Here is a 17,461-nt window from a genome sequence, read left to right as displayed (position 1 = left end):
CCTGCTGCGCACCCCGATCTCGCACCTGCGGTCCTCGCCGTACGCCAGTACGGCTGCGGTCCTCGACGCGACCTCGGGGCGCTCGCGACGGTTCCTTCGCGCCTTCAGGGCCTGAGTTACTGCTCTTCGCCCCACGAGAAGCCGTCGCGCGCAATCATCGCGCTGGATGCGCTGGGGCCCCAGGTGCCGGCCGCGTAGGGCCGCGGGCCGCCGTCCGATTCCCAGCTCTCGATCAGCGGCTCCACCCAGCGCCATGCCTCTTCCTGTTCGTCGCTGCGCACGAACAGGTTCAGGCGCCCGTCGATCACGTCGAGCAGCAGGCGCTCGTAGGCGCCCACGCGCTCGACGCCGAAGCGCTTGTCGAAGTCCAGGTCCAGCTGCACCGGCGCGAGCTGCGCGGCGGCGCTCTGGTTGCCGTTGCGCTGCCGGTTGTCCTGCGCCTGCGCGAGCATGTGCAGCTCCAGGCCGTCCTTGGGCTGCAGGTTGATCACCAGCTTGTTGACGTTGCCCGCGGGCGCGCGGTAGATCGCATGCGGCGTCGGGCGGAAGTTGACCTCGATGCGCGCATCGCGCGAGGCCAGGCGCTTGCCCGTGCGGATGTAGAACGGCACGCCGGCCCAGCGCCAGTTGGCGATTTCGGTGCGCAGCGCGACGAAGGTCTCGGTGCGGCTGTCGGGGTCCACGCCCGGCTCGTCGCGGTAGCCCTGCACCCGCTCGCCGTAGGCGGTGCCGGCGGTGTACTGGCCGCGGATCGCGTGCAGGCTCAGGCTCTCGGGCGTCCAGGGCTTCAGGGCGCGCAGCACCTTCAGCTTTTCGTCGCGGATCGCATCGGCGTGCGAGTTGATCGGCGGCTCCATGCCGATCGCGCACAAGAGCTGCAGCGCGTGGTTCTGCACCATGTCGCGCAGCGCGCCGGTCTGGTCGTAGAAGGCGCCGCGCTTCTCCACGCCCAGGTCTTCGGCAATGGTGATCTGGATGTTGGCGATGTGCTCGCGGCGCCAGATGGGTTCGAAGAGCGCGTTGCCGAAGCGCATCGCGAACAGGTTCTGCACCGAGGGCTTGCCCAGGTAATGGTCGATGCGAAAGACCTGCTTCTCCTCGAGCACCTTGCCCACCGCTGCATTGATCGCGCGGTTCGAGGCGAGGTCGTGGCCGAGCGGCTTCTCCAGCACGATGCGGGTCTTCGGGCCATTCAGGCCGGCCGCGGCGATCTGCTCGACCACCTGCGTGAAGAGGGCGGGCGCCGTGGCCACGTACATCACGACCGTGGAGGCATCGCGCTGCTTGAGCAGCTCGGCGAGCTTGGCGTAGTCGTCGGGCTTGGACAGGTCCATGCGCAGGTAGTGCAGCATCGACGCGAACTTCTTGAACTCTTCCGGGGAGGGGCGCTTGGCGCCTTCGACCGCACTGAAGCGCGACTGGATGAGCTCCCGGTACTGGTCGTCCGACAGGTCGTCCCGCGCCACGCCGACGATGCGTCCGTCCTGCGGGAGGCTGCCGTGCCGGAAGGCCTGGAACAGCGCGGGCATGAGTTTGCGCCACGCGAGATCGCCAGTACCGCCGAACAGAACGAGATCGAAGCTCATGAGAAAACTTTCCTTTGTCTGAGTGCCTGGAGACGTCCGGGCCTGCCGGCGCGCCAGTCGCGATGGTACTTGTACCGATTCCCCCGACCTGTACTAAAGCTACGCTGCCCCCAGGCCGCAAGGCCTTTTTTTATGCACGAGGCAGGGAAATACCAAATGAAGAAGCTTTTTTGCGCAGCCGCGCTCGTGGGCCTGTCGGCCGCCGCATCGGCACAGACGGTGAACGTGATCTGCTCGGTCCAGGCCGAATGGTGCAACGTGATCTCCACCGTCTACGCCCGCACCACGGGCGTTCGCATCAACATGGCCCTGAAGGGCTCGGGCGAGGCGCTGGCCCAGCTGATCGCCGAGAAGGAGAACCCCAAGACCGACGTCTGGTTCGGCGGCACGGGCGATCCGCACCTGCAGGCGGCCGAGCAGGGCCTCACGCTCGAATACAAGTCGCCCACGCTCGCGCAGCTGCACCCCTGGGCCCAGCAGCAGGCCAAGCAGTCGGGCTACAAGACCGTGGGCATCTATTCGGGGCCGCTCGGCTTCGGCTACAACCCCGAGCTGCTCGCCAAGAAGAAGCTGCCCGTGCCCAAGACCTGGGCCGACCTGCTCAAGCCCGAGTACAAGGGCGACATCCAGGTGGCCAACCCCGCATCGAGCGGCACGGCCTACACCATGATCGCCACGCTGGTGCAGATGATGGGCGAGGACAAGGCCTTCGAGTACCTGAAGGCGCTGCACAAGAACGTCGGCCAGTACACCCGCTCGGGCACCGGCCCGATCAAGGCGGTGGCGCGCGGCGAGACCGCAATCTCCATCAGCTTCGTGCACGACGGCCCGGGCGAGAAGATGCAGGGCTTTCCGGTCGAAACCATCACGCCGAGCGACGGCACCGGCGCGGAGATCGGCTCCATGAGCATCATCAAGGGCGCGCGCAACCTGGACGCGGCCAGGAAGTTCTACGAATGGGCGCTCACGCCCGCCGCGCAGGAGCTGGGCGCTGCCAACAAGCAGTTCCAGCTGCCCAGCAACGTGGGCGCCAAGCTCGATCCGCGCATTCCCGACTTCAAGAAGATCAAGTTCATCAACTACGACTACGCCAAGTACGGCGCCAGCGCCGAACGCCGGCGCCTGATCGCGCGCTGGGAAAAGGACGTCAACTCGCTGCCGCGCTGAGCCAGTGGCTACCGTTGCTGCCGGCACCGGGCCGGTCAATCCGGCTTCAGTGGCCGCCGCCCGGCGCTCGCAGCGCTGGATCTGGGCCTGGGTCGCGCTGGGTTTTGCGGCGTATCTGCTGCTGCCCTGGTATGCGATCCAGGACGCGACCTGGTACGAGGCCGTTCCGCAGGTCTTCGGGCAGGCCGAGGGCGCCAACGGCCTGATGCAGGCCGCGACGCAGGGGCGCGGCTGGCTCTTCATCGGGCTGGCGGGTCTCTTGATGTGCGCGGTCGGCGCTTGGCTGCCGCCGGGCCGAGGCCAAGGGCGCTGGCTGCTGGCGGGCGGCGCGATCGGGGCCATCGGCCTCGCGGTCGCGGGCTTCACCATCGGCGCGCGCGGCTGGAGCTTCGCGGCGCTCAACACGCACTTCGGCGAACTGGCGATCAACCAGTTCGGCGTCGGCGCGGGCGGCTTCGTGGCGCTCACGGCGCTCGTGCTGCTGGCGGCCTTCGGCATCGCGCGGCTCGGGCTCTTCAAGGGCGATCTCTTCGTCGCGGCCGCGGTCATCGGCTGCGGCGTGCTGATGGCGTTGTTCATCGCCTACCCGGTGAGCAAGGCGCTCTCGGGCGCGTTCTTCAACGAAGACGGGCAGTGGTCGATCGGCGCCTTCGTCGCTCGCGTGTTCACCGAGCGCATCTGGGGCCTGGGGTGCCTGGCGGGAGGGGTGCGCTGCGGCGTGGCGTGGAACACGCTGGTGCTGGCCTTGCTCACGGCGGCAGGCACCACCTTCCTCGGCACGCTGATGGCGCTGATGGCCGAGCGCGGCAGCAAGCGCGGGCAGGGCGTGCTGCGGGTGCTGGCGCTGCTGCCGATCATCACGCCGCCGTTCGTGGTGGGCCTGGGGCTCATCCTCTTGTTCGGCCGCGCGGGCATCGTCAACCAGCTGCTGGAGAACGTGTTCGGCATCGAGCCGACGCGCTGGTTCTACGGCATGCCGGGCGTGCTGGTGGCGCAGCTCTTCGCGTTCACGCCCATCGCCTTCATGATCATGCGCGGCGTGGTGCAGGGCATCGCGCCCAGCCTGGAGGAGGCCGCGCAGATGCTGCGCGCCGACCGGCGCCGCACCTTCTTCACCATCACGCTGCCGCTGCTCAAACCCGGGCTGGCCAACGCCTTCCTGGTCGGCTTCATCGAGAGCATTGCCGACTTCGGCAACCCGGTGGTGGTGGGCGGGCAGTTCTCGGTGCTGTCGACCGACATCTTCTTCGCCATCGTCGGCGCGCAGTACGACCAGGGCCGCGCGGCCTCGCTCGCCTGGGTGCTCACGCTGTTCGCGCTCGGCGTGTTCGCGCTGCAGCGCGGCCTGCTGGGCAAGCAGAACTACACGACCGTGAGCGGCAAGGGCGACGCGGGCATCGCGATGGCGCTGCCCGACGGCGTGCGCCGCACCATCTACTGCATCGCGCTGCCGTGGATCGCCTTCACCGCGGTGGTCTACCTCTTCGCCTTCGCGGGCGGCTTCGTGCAGACCTGGGGCCGCGACTACAGCTTCACGCTCAACCACTTCAAGAACGCGTTCGCGCTGGAGTGGGGCCAGTTCGGGCTGGTGTGGGCGGGCACGGCGTGGAACTCGCTCATCACCACGCTCAAGCTGGCGGGCATCTCGGCGCCGATCACCGCGGCGCTCGGTTTGCTGATCGCGTGGCTCCTGGCGCGCAACGAGTTCAAGGGGCAGGGCATCTTCGAATTCGGCGCGCTGCTGGCCTTCGCGATTCCGGGCACGGTGCTCGGCGTGAGCTACATCCTGGCCTTCAACGTGCCGCCGCTGGAGCTCACGGGCACCGGGCTCATCATCGTGCTTTGCTTCATGTTCCGCAATTTGCCGGTGGGCGTGCGCGCCGGCACCGCGGCCTTCAAGCAGCTGGACCGCTCGCTCGACGAGGCCTCGCTGATGCTGCGCGCCTCGACCTCGCAGACGCTCTTCAAGGTGGTGCTGCCGCTGCTCAAGCCCGCGCTCGTGGCCGCGCTGGTCTACAGCTTCGTGCGCGCGATGACGACGGTGAGCGCGGTGATCTTTTTGGTCACGGCCGAGAACGAACTCGCCACCACCTACATCATCGGCCGCGTGGGCAATGGCGACTACGGCATCGCGCTCGCGTACTGCACGGTGCTCATGATCCTGATGTCGCTGGCGATCGCGCTGGTGCAGTTCGTGGTCGGGGAGCGCAAGCTGGGCCGGCGCGGGGCCACGCCCGATCACCAAGGGCATCACAAAATGGAAAGCCTCTCCGTATGAACGGCATCGAATTCCGCAACGTCACCAAGCGCTACGGCACCGACAGGAACGGGCCGATGGCGGTGAAGGGCATCAGCTTCGAGGTGCCGGTCGGCACGCTCACCACCATCCTCGGCCCCTCGGGCTGCGGCAAGACCACCACGCTGCGCATGATCGCGGGGCTCGAGTCGCCGACCGCGGGTTCGATCTTCATGGGCGGGCGCGATGTGACGACGCTCGGCCCCGCCGAGCGCAACGTGAGCATGATGTTCCAGAGCTATGCGCTGTTCCCGCACATGAACGTGATCGAGAACGTGGGCTACGGCCTGCGCATGAGCGGCGTGAAGAAGGACGAGGCCACGTCGCGGGCGCGCGAGGCGCTCCGGGGCGTGGGCCTCGTCGGCTTCGACGAGCGCCTGCCGAGCGAGCTCTCGGGCGGCCAGCAGCAGCGCGTGGCGCTCGCGCGCGCGCTGGTGCTCGAACCCGCGGTGCTGCTCTTCGACGAGCCGCTCTCCAACCTCGACGCGCGCCTGCGCCGCGAGATGCGGGAAGAAATCCGCGCGCTGCAGCAACGGCTGAAGCTCACCGTCGCCTACGTCACGCACGACCAGAGCGAGGCGCTGGCGGTGAGCGACCAGATCATCGTGATGGACCACGGCGTGATCGCCCAGCGCGGCACGCCCGAGCAGCTCTACGGCCGGCCCGAGAGCGAGTTCGTCGCGGGCTTCATGGGCGAGGCGATGGTGTTCCCCGGCGTGGCGGAGGCCGACGGCAGCGTCACGCTCGGCCCGCTGCGCCTCACGCCGCGCCACGCGGTCGCGCCCGGCACGGTGAAGGTGGCGGTGCGGCCCGAGGCGTGGGAAATCGGCGCGGCCGGTGGCCTGCCCGCCACCTTGCGCAAGGCCGCGTACCTCGGCAGCTTCTACGAATACGGCTTCGACACCACGCTGGGTCCGGTCTTCGTGGTCTCCACCGACCTGTCGCAACCCCTGGCCGCGGGCGCCGAGACCACCTTGTCCCTGCGAGCCCATGGCGTGAGCGTGGTGCCGGGCGCATGAAACAATGGCGCCATGAACGTGGTTTTCGATCTTGGCGCCGTGCTGCTCGCATGGGAGCCCACACGGCTGGTACAGGCCCATCTCGCGCCCCACGCGCCCACTGAAGCCGCCGCCGCGGCGCTGGGCCGGGCGATGTTCCATCACGACGACTGGACCAGTTTCGATTGCGGCACCCGCACGCTGGACGATGCCATCGCCCGCATGGCGGCGCGGCTCTCGCTGCCGGCGGATCGACTCGATGCCATGCTCGGCAACCTGGGCGAGCGCCTCGAAGCCATCGAGGTGACCGTCCACATGCTCGAGCAACTGTTCGCCCACCGCGAAGCCGGCCAGCCGCTGCGGCTCTACTACCTCTCGAACATGCCCGCGCCGTATGCGCGTGCGCTCGAGCGGCGGCACCCATTCATGCGGCGCTTCGACGGCGGCGTTTTTTCGGGCGACGTGAAGTTCATCAAACCGGATCGTGAAATCTTCGAAGTGCTGGCGGTGCGCCATGCGCTCGATGCGGCAGAAACGGTGTTCATCGACGACTCGGCCGCCAATGTCGAGGCGGCACGCGCCTTCGGCTGGCAGGCGATTCACTGCACCGCGCCGGACATGCTGCCGGCGCAGCTCTCGCGCTACCTGCCGGTGAGCACCACCTTGTCGGCGTCGAAGCCCAGGCTGCGCGCGTAGTCCAGCTCGACCTGCAGTGCCGCGTCGTCCAGGCGCGGCGCGCGCGACAGCACCCAGAGGTATTCGCGGTCGGGCGTGCCCACCAGCGCCACCTGGTAGTCGCGGTCGAGCTTCAGGATCCAGTAGTCCGCCCACACCATCGGCAGCCAGCCGAGCCACGCGGGCGCAAAGCGCACTTCGAGTCGGCCCGCGCCGGGCTGGCCCGCCACCGGCACCACGCGTGCCGCGCCGATGGCCTCGTTGAAATTGCCGTCGGCCCGCACGCAGCGGTTGACCACCTGCACCGTGCCGTCGGGCTGCGGCGTGTACTCGGCGGTGACGGGGCCCGAACAGGTTTTCTGGAAGCGGTTGGGCAGGCGGGCCTGCTCGTGCCAGATGCCGGCATAGCGTTGCAGGTCCACGGGCGCCACCACCTGCAGCGGGGCGCGCATCAGCGGTGCGCCGTCGGCCGGGCCGGCCGGCTGCGCGCGGGCGGTGCGCGCGGCCCCCAGCGCGAGCCAGGTTGCCAGGCCGCCGACGACAAAGGCCGTGGCCATCGCGCCGATCGCCTGGCTAGTGCGGCGGTCGTCGAAAGCGGGGCCGGCGGGGGCTGCGGCGGGGCGTCGTTGGCGAGGGGACATGGGGCACTCCTGGGGGTAAGACGTTCGGCGTAAATCGCTCGTAACACTCAGGGTAGCCCTCGCCGACAGGGCCGCGTCGTCAGTCACGGACCACAGCGCCTGTAGGGCAGGGCGGCCGACAACCCTGCGGGCAGAAGGCCGATGGATGTGCGCGAAAACCCGTGCTACGGTGCGCATGAAAACATCGGCCGACGCGCAACTGCGTGCAGGACTTGTCACAACCCGCACAGGATAATGATTTCATGAACCAACTCGATGCCCTCCGCCAGTGGACCACCGTCGTCGCCGACACCGGCGACTTCAAGCAGCTCAGCATTTCCAAGCCGCAGGACGCGACCACCAACCCGTCGCTGATCCTGAAGGCCGTTCAGAAGCCCGAATACCGCCCCCTGCTGGACCAGACCGTCAAGAAGCATGCGGGCAAGCCGCTCGATGAAGTCATCGATCGCCTGCTGGTCAACTTCGGCACCGAGATCCTCCAGATCATCCCGGGCCGCGTCTCCACCGAAGTCGATGCGCGCCTGTCGTTCGACACGGCCGCCACCATCGCCCGCGGCGAGCGCATCGTGGCGCTCTACAAGGCCGAAGGCATCGACACCGAGAAGCGCCTGCTCATCAAGGTGGCCTCCACCTGGGAAGGCATCGAGGCCGCGCGCGAACTGCAAAAGCGCGGCATCCGCACCAACCTCACGCTGCTGTTCTCGTTCGCGCAGGCCGTGGCCTGCGGCGCGGCGGGCGTGCAGCTCATCTCGCCCTTCGTCGGCCGCATCTACGACTGGTACAAGAAGTCGGCCGGCGCCAAGTGGGACGAAGCCGCGAGCGCGGGCGCCAACGACCCGGGCGTGAAGTCGGTGCGCGAGATCTTCGACTACTACAAGCAGCACGGCATCAAGACAGAGGTGATGGGCGCGAGCTTTCGCAACGTCGGGCAGATCCAGGCGCTGGCCGGCTGCGACCTGCTGACCATCAGCCCCGAGCTGCTGGCCGAGCTGGCCGCGAGCAACGAGCCGCTCGAACATGCCCTGGCCAAGTCCGCCCCCAAGCCCGACGCCGAGAAGCTGAGCTACGACGAGCCGGCCTTCCGTTTCGCGCTGAACGAAGACGCGATGGCCACCGAGAAGCTCGCCGAAGGCATCCGCGCCTTCGCGGCCGATGCCGTGAAGCTGGAGAAGCTCATGCAGGAAAGCGGCAAGTAAACATGGCAATGACCCAACGCTGCGACCGTGCGCCGGCCTGGGCGCAACTGCAGTCCGCCTTCGAGACGGCGGGCCGCCAGTTCGACGTGCGCCACGCCTTCGTGGACGACGCGGGGCGCTTCGAGCGCTTCAGCCAGGAGGCGCCCTTCGTCTTCGCGGACCTGTCCAAGAACCTGATCGACGCGCGCACCGAAGAGCTGCTGTTCACGCTGGCCCGCGAGTGCGGCCTCGAGGCGCACCGCGACGCGATGTTCGCGGGCGAGCACATCAACAATACCGAAGACCGCGCGGTGCTGCACACGCTGCTGCGCGCCCCCGCCGATGCGAAGGTCGGCAAGACGGCCGACAAGCTGCGCGAAGTGCACGAAACGCTCGACGCAATGCTGGCCTATGCCGAGAAGGTGCGCGGCGACCACACGATCACCGACGTGGTCAACATCGGCATCGGCGGCTCCGACCTCGGCCCGCAGATGGCGGTGCTGGCGCTCGCCGAGTTCGCCGCGCCGGGCAAGCGCTTTCATTTCGTCTCGAATGTCGACGGCCATGAACTGGCGGGCGTGCTGCGCGACCTGGCGCCGGAGCACACGCTGTTCCTGATCGCTTCCAAGACCTTCACCACCGCCGAGACGATGACCAACGCGCTCTCGGCCAAGCGCTGGTACGAGCAGTCGGGCGGCACGGACATCGCCGGCCACTTTGCCGCGCTCACGACGAATGTCGAGGCCGCGAACAAGTTCGGCATCGACACCACCTTCGGTTTCTGGGACTGGGTGGGCGGACGCTATTCGCTGTGGTCGGCCATCGGTCTGCCGATCGCGCTGGCGATCGGCGCCGACGGATTCCGGCGGCTGCTTGCGGGCGCGCATGCGATGGACGAGCACTTCCGCACCGCGCCGCTCGAGAAGAACCTGCCGGTGCGGCTGGGCCTGCTGGACGTCTGGTACCGCAACTTCCACAAGTTCACGAGCCGCAGCATCGCGCCGTACCACAGCGCCCTGAAGCGTGTGCCGGCCTACCTGCAGCAGCTGGAGATGGAGAGCAACGGCAAGCAGGTCGATGCGAGCGGCAAGCCCGTGGCGTTCGGCACCTCGCCGGTGCTCTGGGGCGAGCCCGGTACCAACGGCCAGCACGCCTACTTCCAGATGCTGCACCAGGGCACCGACGTGATCCCGCTCGAATTCGTGGCGGTGCGCGATGCGGCGCACGACCTCGAAGGCCACCACCCCAAGCTCCTGGCCAACGCGCTCGCGCAGGCGCAGGCGCTGATGGTGGGCAAGCTGGACGAGGGCGGCCACAAGAACTTTCCGGGCAACCGGCCGAGCACCTTCTTCGTGTTCGAGAAGCTCACGCCTGAATCGCTCGGCGCCTTCTTGGCGCTGTACGAGCACCGCGTGTTCACCAGCGGTGCGCTGTGGGGCATCAACAGCTTCGACCAGTGGGGCGTGGAGCTGGGCAAGGTGCTGGCCAGGGACATCGAGCCGCGCCTCGCCTCGGGCGACATCATGGGGCTCGACGCCTCGACGGCGGGCCTTCTGAAGCGCCTGAGTTCTTAAGGGGCCTCAGGCCGCGGCAGCCTCGGCGGGCACCTTCAGAGGCGCACCGCCGCTCGCCATCCGCACGCACAGATCGAATGCTTGTTGCAGCCCTTCGATCTGCGCGATGCCCTTGCCGGCAATGTCGAAGGCGCTGCCGCTGGCCGATGTGGCCACGGGCACGGGCAGCCCGCCGTGCAGCGTCACGCCCTGCTCGAAGCCCATGAGCTTCATCGCGATCTGGCCCTGGTCGTGGTACATCGAGACCACCGCATCCACGTCGCCGCGGCGCGCGCCGATGAACACCGTGTCGGGCGAGAACGGGCCGCGCGCGTCGTAGCCTTCGGCGCGCAGCTGCGCGATGGCCGGCGCGATGATCTCGATCTCTTCCATGCCGATGGAGCCGCCGTCGCCCGCGTGCGGGTTGAGCCCCGTCACCGCGATGCGCGGCTGCGCCACGCCCGCGCGGCGCAGCGCCTGCGCGATGATCTTCACCGCGTCGCCCACGCCCTCGACCGTGATGTGGCTCGCCACGTCTTTGAGCGGAATGTGCGAGGTGACGCGCGAGGTCCAGAGCGATCCGGTCAGGTTGAACTCGCAGACGAAGCCCGCGACCGCGAAGCGCTCCTGCATGTAGCGCAGCTCGTCCTCGTGCGTGAGGCCGCCCAGGCGCAGCGAATGCTTGTTGAGCGGCGCGAAGACGATCGCGTCGGCCTGCCCGCGCCGCACTGTGACCGTCGCGTACTCGAGCGCCTCGAACGAGGCCCGGCCCGAGCGCTCGTTCGATTCGCCGAGCACCGGCGCCTCGCCCTCCATCCAGTCGCGCAGGTACAGGCTCAGCCGCCCGTCCTCGAAGCGCAGGTCGTTCAGGCCCTCGACCTGCAGCGCATCGAGCTTCACGCCGGCCACGCGTTCGCCCTCGGCCAGCACGACCGGGTCGGCGATCAGCAGCACGCGCGCGGCGTCCAGGTTGCGCTGGCGCGCGAGCAGCTTCACGGCCATCTCGGGGCCGACGCCGCTGGGGTCGCCCAGCAGCACGACGATGCGGGGCTTGGCGGAGATCACGCGCGGGGTTTTCGATGAAGTGGACATGGTCGGGAGGTTCAAGTGAGTGAGATGGAGGGCGGCCTCATTCGGCCTTGATGTTGGCGTCGCGCACGAGCTGGCCGTAGTGGTCGAACTCCTGCCTGTTCATCGCCGCGAAGGGCTCGCCGGTGAGCGTGCCGGTCTCGCCGCCCAGCGCCTTGATGCGCGCCTGCACGTCGGCCAGCTTGAGCGTTCGCACGAGCTCGGCGTTGAGCTTGTCGACCGCGGGGCGGGGCGTTCCGGCCGTCACGTAGAGGCCGTACCAGGTGGACACGTCGGCGCCCTTGATCCCTTGCTCGGCGAGCGTGGGCACGTCGGGCAGCTCGGGCGAGCGCTGCGGCGCGCTCACGGCCAGCGCGCGGAACTTGCCGGCCTTGATCTGGCCCATGGCCGAGGAGGTGCTGTCGAACATCATGTCGACCTCGCCCGAGATGATGTCGATGTGCGCCTGCGAGCTGCCCTTGTAGGGCACGTGGATCGACTTCATGCCGGTGGCCAGGTTGAAGGCCTCGCCGCCCACGTGCTGCGTGCTGCCGATGCCGGACGACGCGTACTTGAAGCCGCCGGGCTTGGCGGCCATGGCGGCCACGAGGTCCTTCACCGATTTGTAGGGCGAGCTGGCCGACACCACCAGCACATTGGGCATCACGGCCACGAGGCCGATGGGCACGAGGTCCTTCAGCGGGTCGTACTTGAGCTTGAGGATGTGCGGCGCCACCGCCTGCGCGGTGTTGGTGGCCAGGAGCAGCGTGGCGCCGTCGGCCGGCGCGCGCGCGGTGAGTTCGCCGGCGATGGTGTTGGAGGCGCCGGGGCGGTTCTCCACCGTCACGGGCTGCTTCAAGACCGGCGCGAACTTGTCGGCCAGCACGCGCGCGAGGATGTCGGTGCCGCCGCCGGGCGAAGCGCCCACCATGATGCGCAGGGGCTTGTCGGGATAGCTGGGCTGGGCGCCGGCTGCCGTTGCGGCCAGCGCCAATGCGGCGATGCCGGCCGCGCGGGCCAGGGAAGAAAGGCTCATCGGGTTGTCTCCTGTTCTGTTTGGCCCGAGCCTACGGAGCTTCACCCTCGCAATCCAATCGTAAAAGCCCGAAGCTCCATATACTTTTGTGCATGACCGATGCAACCCCGGGCCTGACCGATGCCTCTCTGATGCTCCTCGTGCGGCCGCGCCAGTTGCTGCTGCTGGCCCGGCTCGACGCCCACCGCCACCTCGGGCGCGCGGCCGAAGCCATGAACATCAGCCAGCCCGCGGCCACCAAGCTGCTGCAGCAGCTGGAAGAGTCGCTCGGCGAAAAGCTCTTCGAGCGCCTCGCGCGCGGCATGGAGCCCACGCCCTACGGCGAGATCCTCATCCGCTACGCCCGCCGCGTGCTCAGCGACTTCGGCACCGCCCGCGAGGAAATGCTCGCGCTGCGCTCGGGCCTGAGCGGCGCGCTGCGCGTGGGCAGCGTGCCGGGTGCCGTGCCCGAGCTGCTGGCGCCGGCGCTGGTGGAGTACCACCGGCGTCATCCGCAGGTGGCTGTCTCGGTGGTGGTCGAGACCAGCGACGTGATGCAGGCGCAGCTGGAGCAGGGCGATGTCGATCTCGTGCTGGGCCGGCTCACCGACGGCCACGACGAGGCGAAGTACGCGAGCGTGCCGCTCTTGGGCGAGTCGCAGGTGGTGGTGGTGCGCGCGGCGCACCCGGTGCTCGAGCGCGCGAGCGCCGTCACGCTGGCCGAGATGGCGGGCTGGTCGTGGGTGCTGCAGCCGCCGGGCTCGCCGCAGCGCGGGCGCTTCGAGGCGGCGATGCGGGAGGCGGGCATCCAGGCGCGGCTGGACATCATCGAAACGGCATCGCCGATCGCCATCACGGCGCTGCTGGAGAACTCCGACATGGCGGCCGTGATGCCGGCCTCGCAAGCCAGTCACTACGCCCGGCTGGGCGTGCTGCGCACCGTGCCGGTGGAGCTGCCGGTGCGCGTGCCGCCCATCTGCCTCATCACCCGCGAGGACCGCGCGCTCTCGCCGGCGGCCGCGCAGTTCCGGCGCCAGCTGCTGGGCGGCGGTACCTGAAGTTCGCCTGAGGCCTTTGGCTTGCGGTTTTCCATGCTGTGTTGCACCAATTAGGGAATTCACTAGCCAACCAGTGCATGAAAGTACTGGAGGTAACCGACGAAGTACCAAAGCCGCAACTGAGTTTCTCCAGAATCCCCCCACGGCGACCCGACAACAGGAGGGCGTCGCTCACCTCTAGGAGACAACATGAAGCGTTTTCTGAAAGCGGGCCTCGTCCTCGCACTCCTCGGCACGGGGCTCGTGTCCCAGGCCGCCACCGAACTCGTGATCGCGACCGTGAACAACGGCCACATGATCGAGATGCAGAAGCTCACCCCCTTCTTCGAGAAAGCCAACCCCGACATCAAGCTCAAGTGGGTCACGCTGGAAGAGGGCACGCTGCGCCAGCGCGTGACCACCGACATCGCCACCAAGGGCGGCCAGTTCGACGTGATGACCATCGGCCTGTACGAAGCGCCGATCTGGTCGAAGAAGGGCTGGCTGCAGCCCATCGCCACCGACGCCGCCTATGACGCGGACGACCTGCTGCCCGCCATTCGCGCGGGCCTCTCGTACGAAGGCAAGCTCTACGCGGCGCCCTTCTACGGCGAGAGCTCGATGCTCATGTACCGCAAGGACCTGGCCGACAAGGTGGGCTTCAAGATGCCCGAGCAGCCCACCTGGGCGCAGGTGAAGGAGCTGGCCGGCAAGATCCATGACCCGAAGGCGGGCGTGTACGGCATGTGCCTGCGCGGCAAGCCGGGCTGGGGCGACAACATGGCCTTCCTCACGACGCTGGTCAACACCAACGGCGGCCAGTGGTTCGACATGCAATGGAAGCCGCAGATCGACACCAAGCCCTGGAAGGATGCGATCACCTTCTACGTGGACCTCATGAAGGCCTACGGCCCGCCGGGCGCCTCGGCCAACAGCTTCAACGAGAACCTGGCCCTCTTCAACGAAGGCAAGTGCGGCATGTGGGTGGACGCGACCATCGCGGCATCCTTCATCAGCGATCCGAAGCAATCGAAGGTGGCCGACAAGGTCGCGTTCGCGCAGGCACCCGTGGCCGTGACGCCCAAGGGCGCCAACTGGCTGTGGACCTGGAACCTGGCGATTCCCGCCAGCTCGACCAAGGGCGCCGCTGCGCAGACCTTCGTGAAGTGGGCGACCTCCAAGGAGTACGTCAACCTGGTGGCCAAGGAAAGCGGCTGGGGCTCGGTGCCCACCGGCACGCGCAAGTCGACCTATGCGAACCCCGAGTTCCAGAAGGTGGCCAAGTTCGCGGCGGCCGAGAAGAAGGCCATCGACAGCGCCAACCTGAGCGACAGCACGCTGCCCAAGTCGCCTTACGTCGGCGTGCAGTACGCGGCGATTCCCGAGTTCCAGGCCATCGGCACCGGCGTGGGCCAGCAGATGAGCGCGGCGCTCTCGGGCAAGGTCACGGTCGACCAGGCGCTCAAGACCTCGCAGACCTTGGCCGAGCGCGAGATCAAGAAGTCGGGCCAGTACAAGTAAGCGCCTGTTTCCCTCTCCCCCGCGGGGAGAGGGCCAGGGTGAGGGGGCGGCGTGCCCATGGGAAGCGCTGCACGCCCTCACCCCAACCCTCTCCCGCGCACGGGAGAGGGGGCAGCAGCCAGCAGCCAGTGAGGAACACACAATGAAAAGACTCCTGCCCCGGGCCCTCATGGCGCCCGCCGTGCTCACGCTCTTCCTCTGGATGATCGTGCCGCTGTTGATGACGTTGTACTTCTCCTTCGTGAACTACAACCTCATGCAGCCCGGCGAACGCACGTTCGCGGGCATCGAGAACTTTCACTACTTCGTCACCGACCCCGACTTCTGGCCCGCGACGTGGAACACGCTGCTGCTCATCGGCAGCGTGATCGTCATCACCGTGGTGTTCGGCGTGCTGCTCGCGCTCCTGGTGAACGAGCCCTTCCCGGGCCGCGGCATCGTGCGGGTGCTGCTCATCTCTCCGTTCTTCGTCATGCCGGCGGTCAACGCGCTGCTGTGGAAGCACATGATGATGAACCCCATCTACGGCGTGCTCGCCGACGTGTGGCGCTTTTTCGGCGCGCAGCCTGTGGACTGGCTCACCGACGTGCCGCTGCTCTCGGTGATCATCATGGTGGCCTGGCAGTGGCTGCCCTTCGCGTGCCTCATCTTCATCACCTCGCTGCAGTCGCTGGACCGCGAGCAGATGGAGGCCGCGCGCATGGACGGCGCGAGCTCGTTCCAGCGCTTTTTCTATCTCACCATTCCGCACCTGGGCCGCCCGATGGCCGTGGTGATCATGATCGAGATGATCTTCCTGCTCAGCGTGTTCGCCGAGATCGCCATCACCACCAATGGCGGCCCGGGCAACGAGAGCACGAACATGACCTACCTGATCTTCAAGCAGTCGCTGATGAATTTCGACGTGGGCGTGGCCTCCGCCGGTGCGCTCTTCGCGGTGGTGCTCGCGAACATCGTCGCGGTGTTCCTCATCCGCATCATCGGCAAGAACCTCGACTGAAGGAACGACCATGCAACCCAGCAACTTCCTTCCCCAGCTGCTGCGCACCGTCGGTGCGTGGGCCGTGGCGCTGCTCCTGTTCTTCCCGCTCGGCTGGCTGTTCCTCACGGCCTTCAAGACGGAGTTGCAGGCGATCCACGTGCCGCCGCTTTTCATCTTCGAGCCCACGCTGGACAACTTCGGCGAAGTGCAGCGCCGCAGCGACTACCTGCTGTACGCGCGCAACTCGCTCATCACCAGCCTGGGTTCGACGATCCTGGGCCTGCTGATCGCGGCGCCCGCGGCGTACTCGATGGCGTTCTTCCGCACGAAGAAGACGCGCGACATCCTCATGTGGATGCTCTCCACCAAGATGATGCCGGCCGTCGGCGCGCTGGTGCCGATCTACGTGCTCGCGCAGACCGCGGGCATGCTGGATTCGCTCACCGCGCTCACCGTCGTGTTCACGCTGTCGAACCTGCCGATCATGGTGTGGATGCTCTACAGCGCCTACAAGGACATCCCGAACGAGATCCTGGAGGCCGCGCGCATGGACGGCGCGAGCCTGTGGACCGAGTTCCGCCATGTCGTGATGCCGCTGTCGGTCGGCGGCCTCGCATCGACCGGGCTCCTGTGCCTGGTGCTGAGCTGGAACGAGGCCTTCTGGGCGTTGAACCTCACCTCCGCCAAGGCCGGCACGCTGGCGACGCTGATCGCCTCGTACTCCAGCCCCGAGGGCCTGTTCTGGGCCAAGTTGTCGGCCGCGTCGCTCATGGCCATCGCGCCCATCGTCGTGTTCGGCTGGTTCAGCCAAAAGCAGTTGGTGCAAGGCCTGACCTTCGGCGCCGTCAAGTAAAGAAAAGGGAGACATCTCATGGCCTACCTCGAACTCAAGAACATCAAGAAGAGCTTTGGTGACGTCAACATCATCAAGGGCGTCGATCTCGAAATCCAGAAGGGCGAATTCATCGTCTTCGTCGGGCCTTCGGGCTGCGGCAAGTCGACGCTGCTGCGGCTGATCGCGGGCCTGGAGCCGATCACCAGCGGCAACCTGATGCTCGACGGCAAGGACATCACCTGGGCGCCCTCGGGCAAGCGGGACCTCGCGATGGTGTTCCAGAGCTACGCGCTCTATCCGCACATGAGCGTGTACGACAACATGTCCTTCGCGCTCAAGCTCGCGGGCGTGGCCAAGGACGAGATCAGGACCAAGGTCGAGTACGCGGCCAAGACGCTGAACCTCACGCAGTACCTGGACCGCACGCCCAAGGACCTCTCGGGCGGCCAGCGCCAGCGCGTGGCCATTGGCCGCGCGATCGTGCGCGCGCCGAAGGTGTTTCTCTTCGACGAGCCGCTGTCGAACCTCGATGCGGCGCTGCGCGGCAACACGCGCGTGGAAATCCACAAGCTGCACCGCGCGCTCGGCGCGACCACGATCTACGTGACGCACGACCAGGTCGAGGCCATGACGCTGGCCGACCGCGTGGTGGTGCTGAAAGACGGGCTCATCGAGCAGGTCGGCACGCCCCTGGAGCTGTACGACCGCCCGGCCAACCAGTTCGTCGCGCAGTTCATCGGCATGCCGTCGATGAACATGGTGTCGGCAACTGCCATTCCGAGTTTCTCTGCGGCCACCGGCGGGCGCCTCCCGAACGACGGCTTCCTCGGCGTGCGCCCCGAGGGCCTGCGCGTGCACCCGAAGCAGGGCGCGCCGGTGTCGGACGTGCTGGGCCGCGTGGAGCTGATCGAG

15 protein-coding genes are annotated in these 17,461 nt (G+C 67.7%); 11 read left to right on the top strand and 4 right to left on the bottom strand.

What is annotated here, in order from left to right; genetic code table 11:
• Nucleotides 1–116: 116 nt before the first annotated feature.
• Nucleotides 117–1,586 (bottom strand): glucose-6-phosphate dehydrogenase, encoded by a 1,470-nt coding sequence (gene zwf, locus JC881_RS28805; protein ID WP_198789210.1) that lies wholly within the window; start codon nucleotides 1,584–1,586, stop codon nucleotides 117–119.
• A 156-nt stretch (nucleotides 1,587–1,742) separates the two neighbouring features.
• Between zwf and JC881_RS28800 the strand changes: the two genes are divergently transcribed.
• From JC881_RS28800 to JC881_RS28785, 4 genes are read left to right on the top strand one after another with little or no spacing between them, the layout of a single operon-like run.
• Nucleotides 1,743–2,753 carry an ABC transporter substrate-binding protein gene (locus tag JC881_RS28800; RefSeq protein WP_198789209.1) on the top strand — a complete coding sequence of 337 codons (1,011 nt, stop codon included), beginning with the start codon at nucleotides 1,743–1,745 and terminating at the stop codon, nucleotides 2,751–2,753.
• Nucleotides 2,754–2,757: 4 nt separating this feature from the next.
• Nucleotides 2,758–5,031, top strand: a complete 2,274-nt coding sequence (locus JC881_RS28795) for an ABC transporter permease (protein ID WP_198789208.1) — start codon at nucleotides 2,758–2,760, stop codon at nucleotides 5,029–5,031.
• Complete coding sequence (locus JC881_RS28790) at nucleotides 5,028–6,068, top strand: ABC transporter ATP-binding protein (protein WP_198789207.1); 1,041 nt, start codon at nucleotides 5,028–5,030, stop codon at nucleotides 6,066–6,068. Before JC881_RS28795 ends, JC881_RS28790 begins: the two co-directional genes overlap by 4 nt.
• A gap of 12 nt (nucleotides 6,069–6,080) precedes the next feature.
• Nucleotides 6,081–6,743 carry an HAD family hydrolase gene (locus JC881_RS28785; protein ID WP_198789206.1) on the top strand — a complete coding sequence of 221 codons (663 nt, stop codon included), beginning with the start codon at nucleotides 6,081–6,083 and terminating at the stop codon, nucleotides 6,741–6,743.
• Here the strand turns inward: JC881_RS28785 and JC881_RS28780 are convergent.
• Nucleotides 6,689–7,363 (bottom strand): lipocalin family protein, encoded by a 675-nt coding sequence (locus tag JC881_RS28780; protein ID WP_198789205.1) that lies wholly within the window; start codon nucleotides 7,361–7,363, stop codon nucleotides 6,689–6,691. The two genes, JC881_RS28785 and JC881_RS28780, sit on opposite strands and share 55 nt — an antisense overlap.
• Before the next feature lie 242 nt (nucleotides 7,364–7,605).
• Between JC881_RS28780 and tal the strand changes: the two genes are divergently transcribed.
• Nucleotides 7,606–8,559: a transaldolase gene (tal, locus tag JC881_RS28775; RefSeq protein ID WP_198789204.1), complete on the top strand. Its 954-nt coding sequence runs from the start codon at nucleotides 7,606–7,608 to the stop codon at nucleotides 8,557–8,559.
• A 2-nt stretch (nucleotides 8,560–8,561) separates the two neighbouring features.
• Nucleotides 8,562–10,112, top strand: a complete 1,551-nt coding sequence (gene pgi / locus JC881_RS28770) for a glucose-6-phosphate isomerase (protein ID WP_198789203.1) — start codon at nucleotides 8,562–8,564, stop codon at nucleotides 10,110–10,112.
• Nucleotides 10,113–10,118: 6 nt separating this feature from the next.
• Here the strand turns inward: pgi and JC881_RS28765 are convergent, their stop codons facing one another.
• Both JC881_RS28765 and JC881_RS28760 read right to left on the bottom strand, forming a co-directional pair.
• Complete coding sequence (locus JC881_RS28765) at nucleotides 10,119–11,183, bottom strand: 4-hydroxythreonine-4-phosphate dehydrogenase PdxA (RefSeq protein ID WP_198789202.1); 1,065 nt, start codon at nucleotides 11,181–11,183, stop codon at nucleotides 10,119–10,121.
• A 37-nt stretch (nucleotides 11,184–11,220) separates the two neighbouring features.
• Entirely contained in the window at nucleotides 11,221–12,195 is a 975-nt protein-coding gene (locus tag JC881_RS28760) for a Bug family tripartite tricarboxylate transporter substrate binding protein (RefSeq protein WP_198789201.1), read from the bottom strand.
• Nucleotides 12,196–12,287: 92 nt separating this feature from the next.
• On the opposite strand from JC881_RS28760, the gene JC881_RS28755 reads away from it, so the two are divergent.
• From JC881_RS28755 to JC881_RS28735, 5 genes are all read left to right on the top strand, one after another.
• Entirely contained in the window at nucleotides 12,288–13,232 is a 945-nt protein-coding gene (locus JC881_RS28755; RefSeq protein WP_233102102.1) for a LysR family transcriptional regulator, read from the top strand.
• Between the two features lie 189 nt (nucleotides 13,233–13,421).
• Nucleotides 13,422–14,732: an ABC transporter substrate-binding protein gene (locus JC881_RS28750; protein WP_198789200.1), complete on the top strand. Its 1,311-nt coding sequence runs from the start codon at nucleotides 13,422–13,424 to the stop codon at nucleotides 14,730–14,732.
• A 142-nt stretch (nucleotides 14,733–14,874) separates the two neighbouring features.
• Nucleotides 14,875–15,732 carry a carbohydrate ABC transporter permease gene (locus tag JC881_RS28745; protein WP_013539655.1) on the top strand — a complete coding sequence of 286 codons (858 nt, stop codon included), beginning with the start codon at nucleotides 14,875–14,877 and terminating at the stop codon, nucleotides 15,730–15,732.
• A 10-nt stretch (nucleotides 15,733–15,742) separates the two neighbouring features.
• Nucleotides 15,743–16,567, top strand: a complete 825-nt coding sequence (locus JC881_RS28740; protein WP_198789199.1) for a carbohydrate ABC transporter permease — start codon at nucleotides 15,743–15,745, stop codon at nucleotides 16,565–16,567.
• Between the two features lie 18 nt (nucleotides 16,568–16,585).
• Nucleotides 16,586–17,461 (top strand): ABC transporter ATP-binding protein (locus JC881_RS28735; protein WP_198789198.1); only part of this gene is annotated, 876 nt, incomplete at its 3' end.

The sequence above is a fragment of the Variovorax sp. IB41 genome, assembly GCF_016405905.1.
GTDB lineage: Bacteria > Pseudomonadota > Gammaproteobacteria > Burkholderiales > Burkholderiaceae_C > Variovorax.
This window is presented reverse-complemented; position numbering and strand designations above follow the sequence as displayed.

Bases quoted from the DNA above. Each gene is read 5' to 3' on its own strand.
- JC881_RS28750 (WP_198789200.1), top strand. From the start codon at position 13,422: ATGAAGCGTTTTCTGAAAGCGGGCCTCGTCCTCGCACTCCTCGGCACG.
- zwf (WP_198789210.1), bottom strand. From the start codon at position 1,586: ATGAGCTTCGATCTCGTTCTGTTCGGCGGTACTGGCGATCTCGCGTGG.
- pgi (WP_198789203.1), top strand. From the start codon at position 8,562: ATGGCAATGACCCAACGCTGCGACCGTGCGCCGGCCTGGGCGCAACTG.
- JC881_RS28745 (WP_013539655.1), top strand. From the start codon at position 14,875: ATGAAAAGACTCCTGCCCCGGGCCCTCATGGCGCCCGCCGTGCTCACG.
- tal (WP_198789204.1), top strand. From the start codon at position 7,606: ATGAACCAACTCGATGCCCTCCGCCAGTGGACCACCGTCGTCGCCGAC.
- JC881_RS28755 (WP_233102102.1), top strand. From the start codon at position 12,288: ATGACCGATGCAACCCCGGGCCTGACCGATGCCTCTCTGATGCTCCTC.
- JC881_RS28740 (WP_198789199.1), top strand. From the start codon at position 15,743: ATGCAACCCAGCAACTTCCTTCCCCAGCTGCTGCGCACCGTCGGTGCG.
- JC881_RS28780 (WP_198789205.1), bottom strand. From the start codon at position 7,363: ATGTCCCCTCGCCAACGACGCCCCGCCGCAGCCCCCGCCGGCCCCGCT.
- JC881_RS28790 (WP_198789207.1), top strand. From the start codon at position 5,028: ATGAACGGCATCGAATTCCGCAACGTCACCAAGCGCTACGGCACCGAC.
- JC881_RS28760 (WP_198789201.1), bottom strand. From the start codon at position 12,195: ATGAGCCTTTCTTCCCTGGCCCGCGCGGCCGGCATCGCCGCATTGGCG.
- JC881_RS28800 (WP_198789209.1), top strand. From the start codon at position 1,743: ATGAAGAAGCTTTTTTGCGCAGCCGCGCTCGTGGGCCTGTCGGCCGCC.
- JC881_RS28765 (WP_198789202.1), bottom strand. From the start codon at position 11,183: ATGTCCACTTCATCGAAAACCCCGCGCGTGATCTCCGCCAAGCCCCGC.
- JC881_RS28785 (WP_198789206.1), top strand. From the start codon at position 6,081: ATGAACGTGGTTTTCGATCTTGGCGCCGTGCTGCTCGCATGGGAGCCC.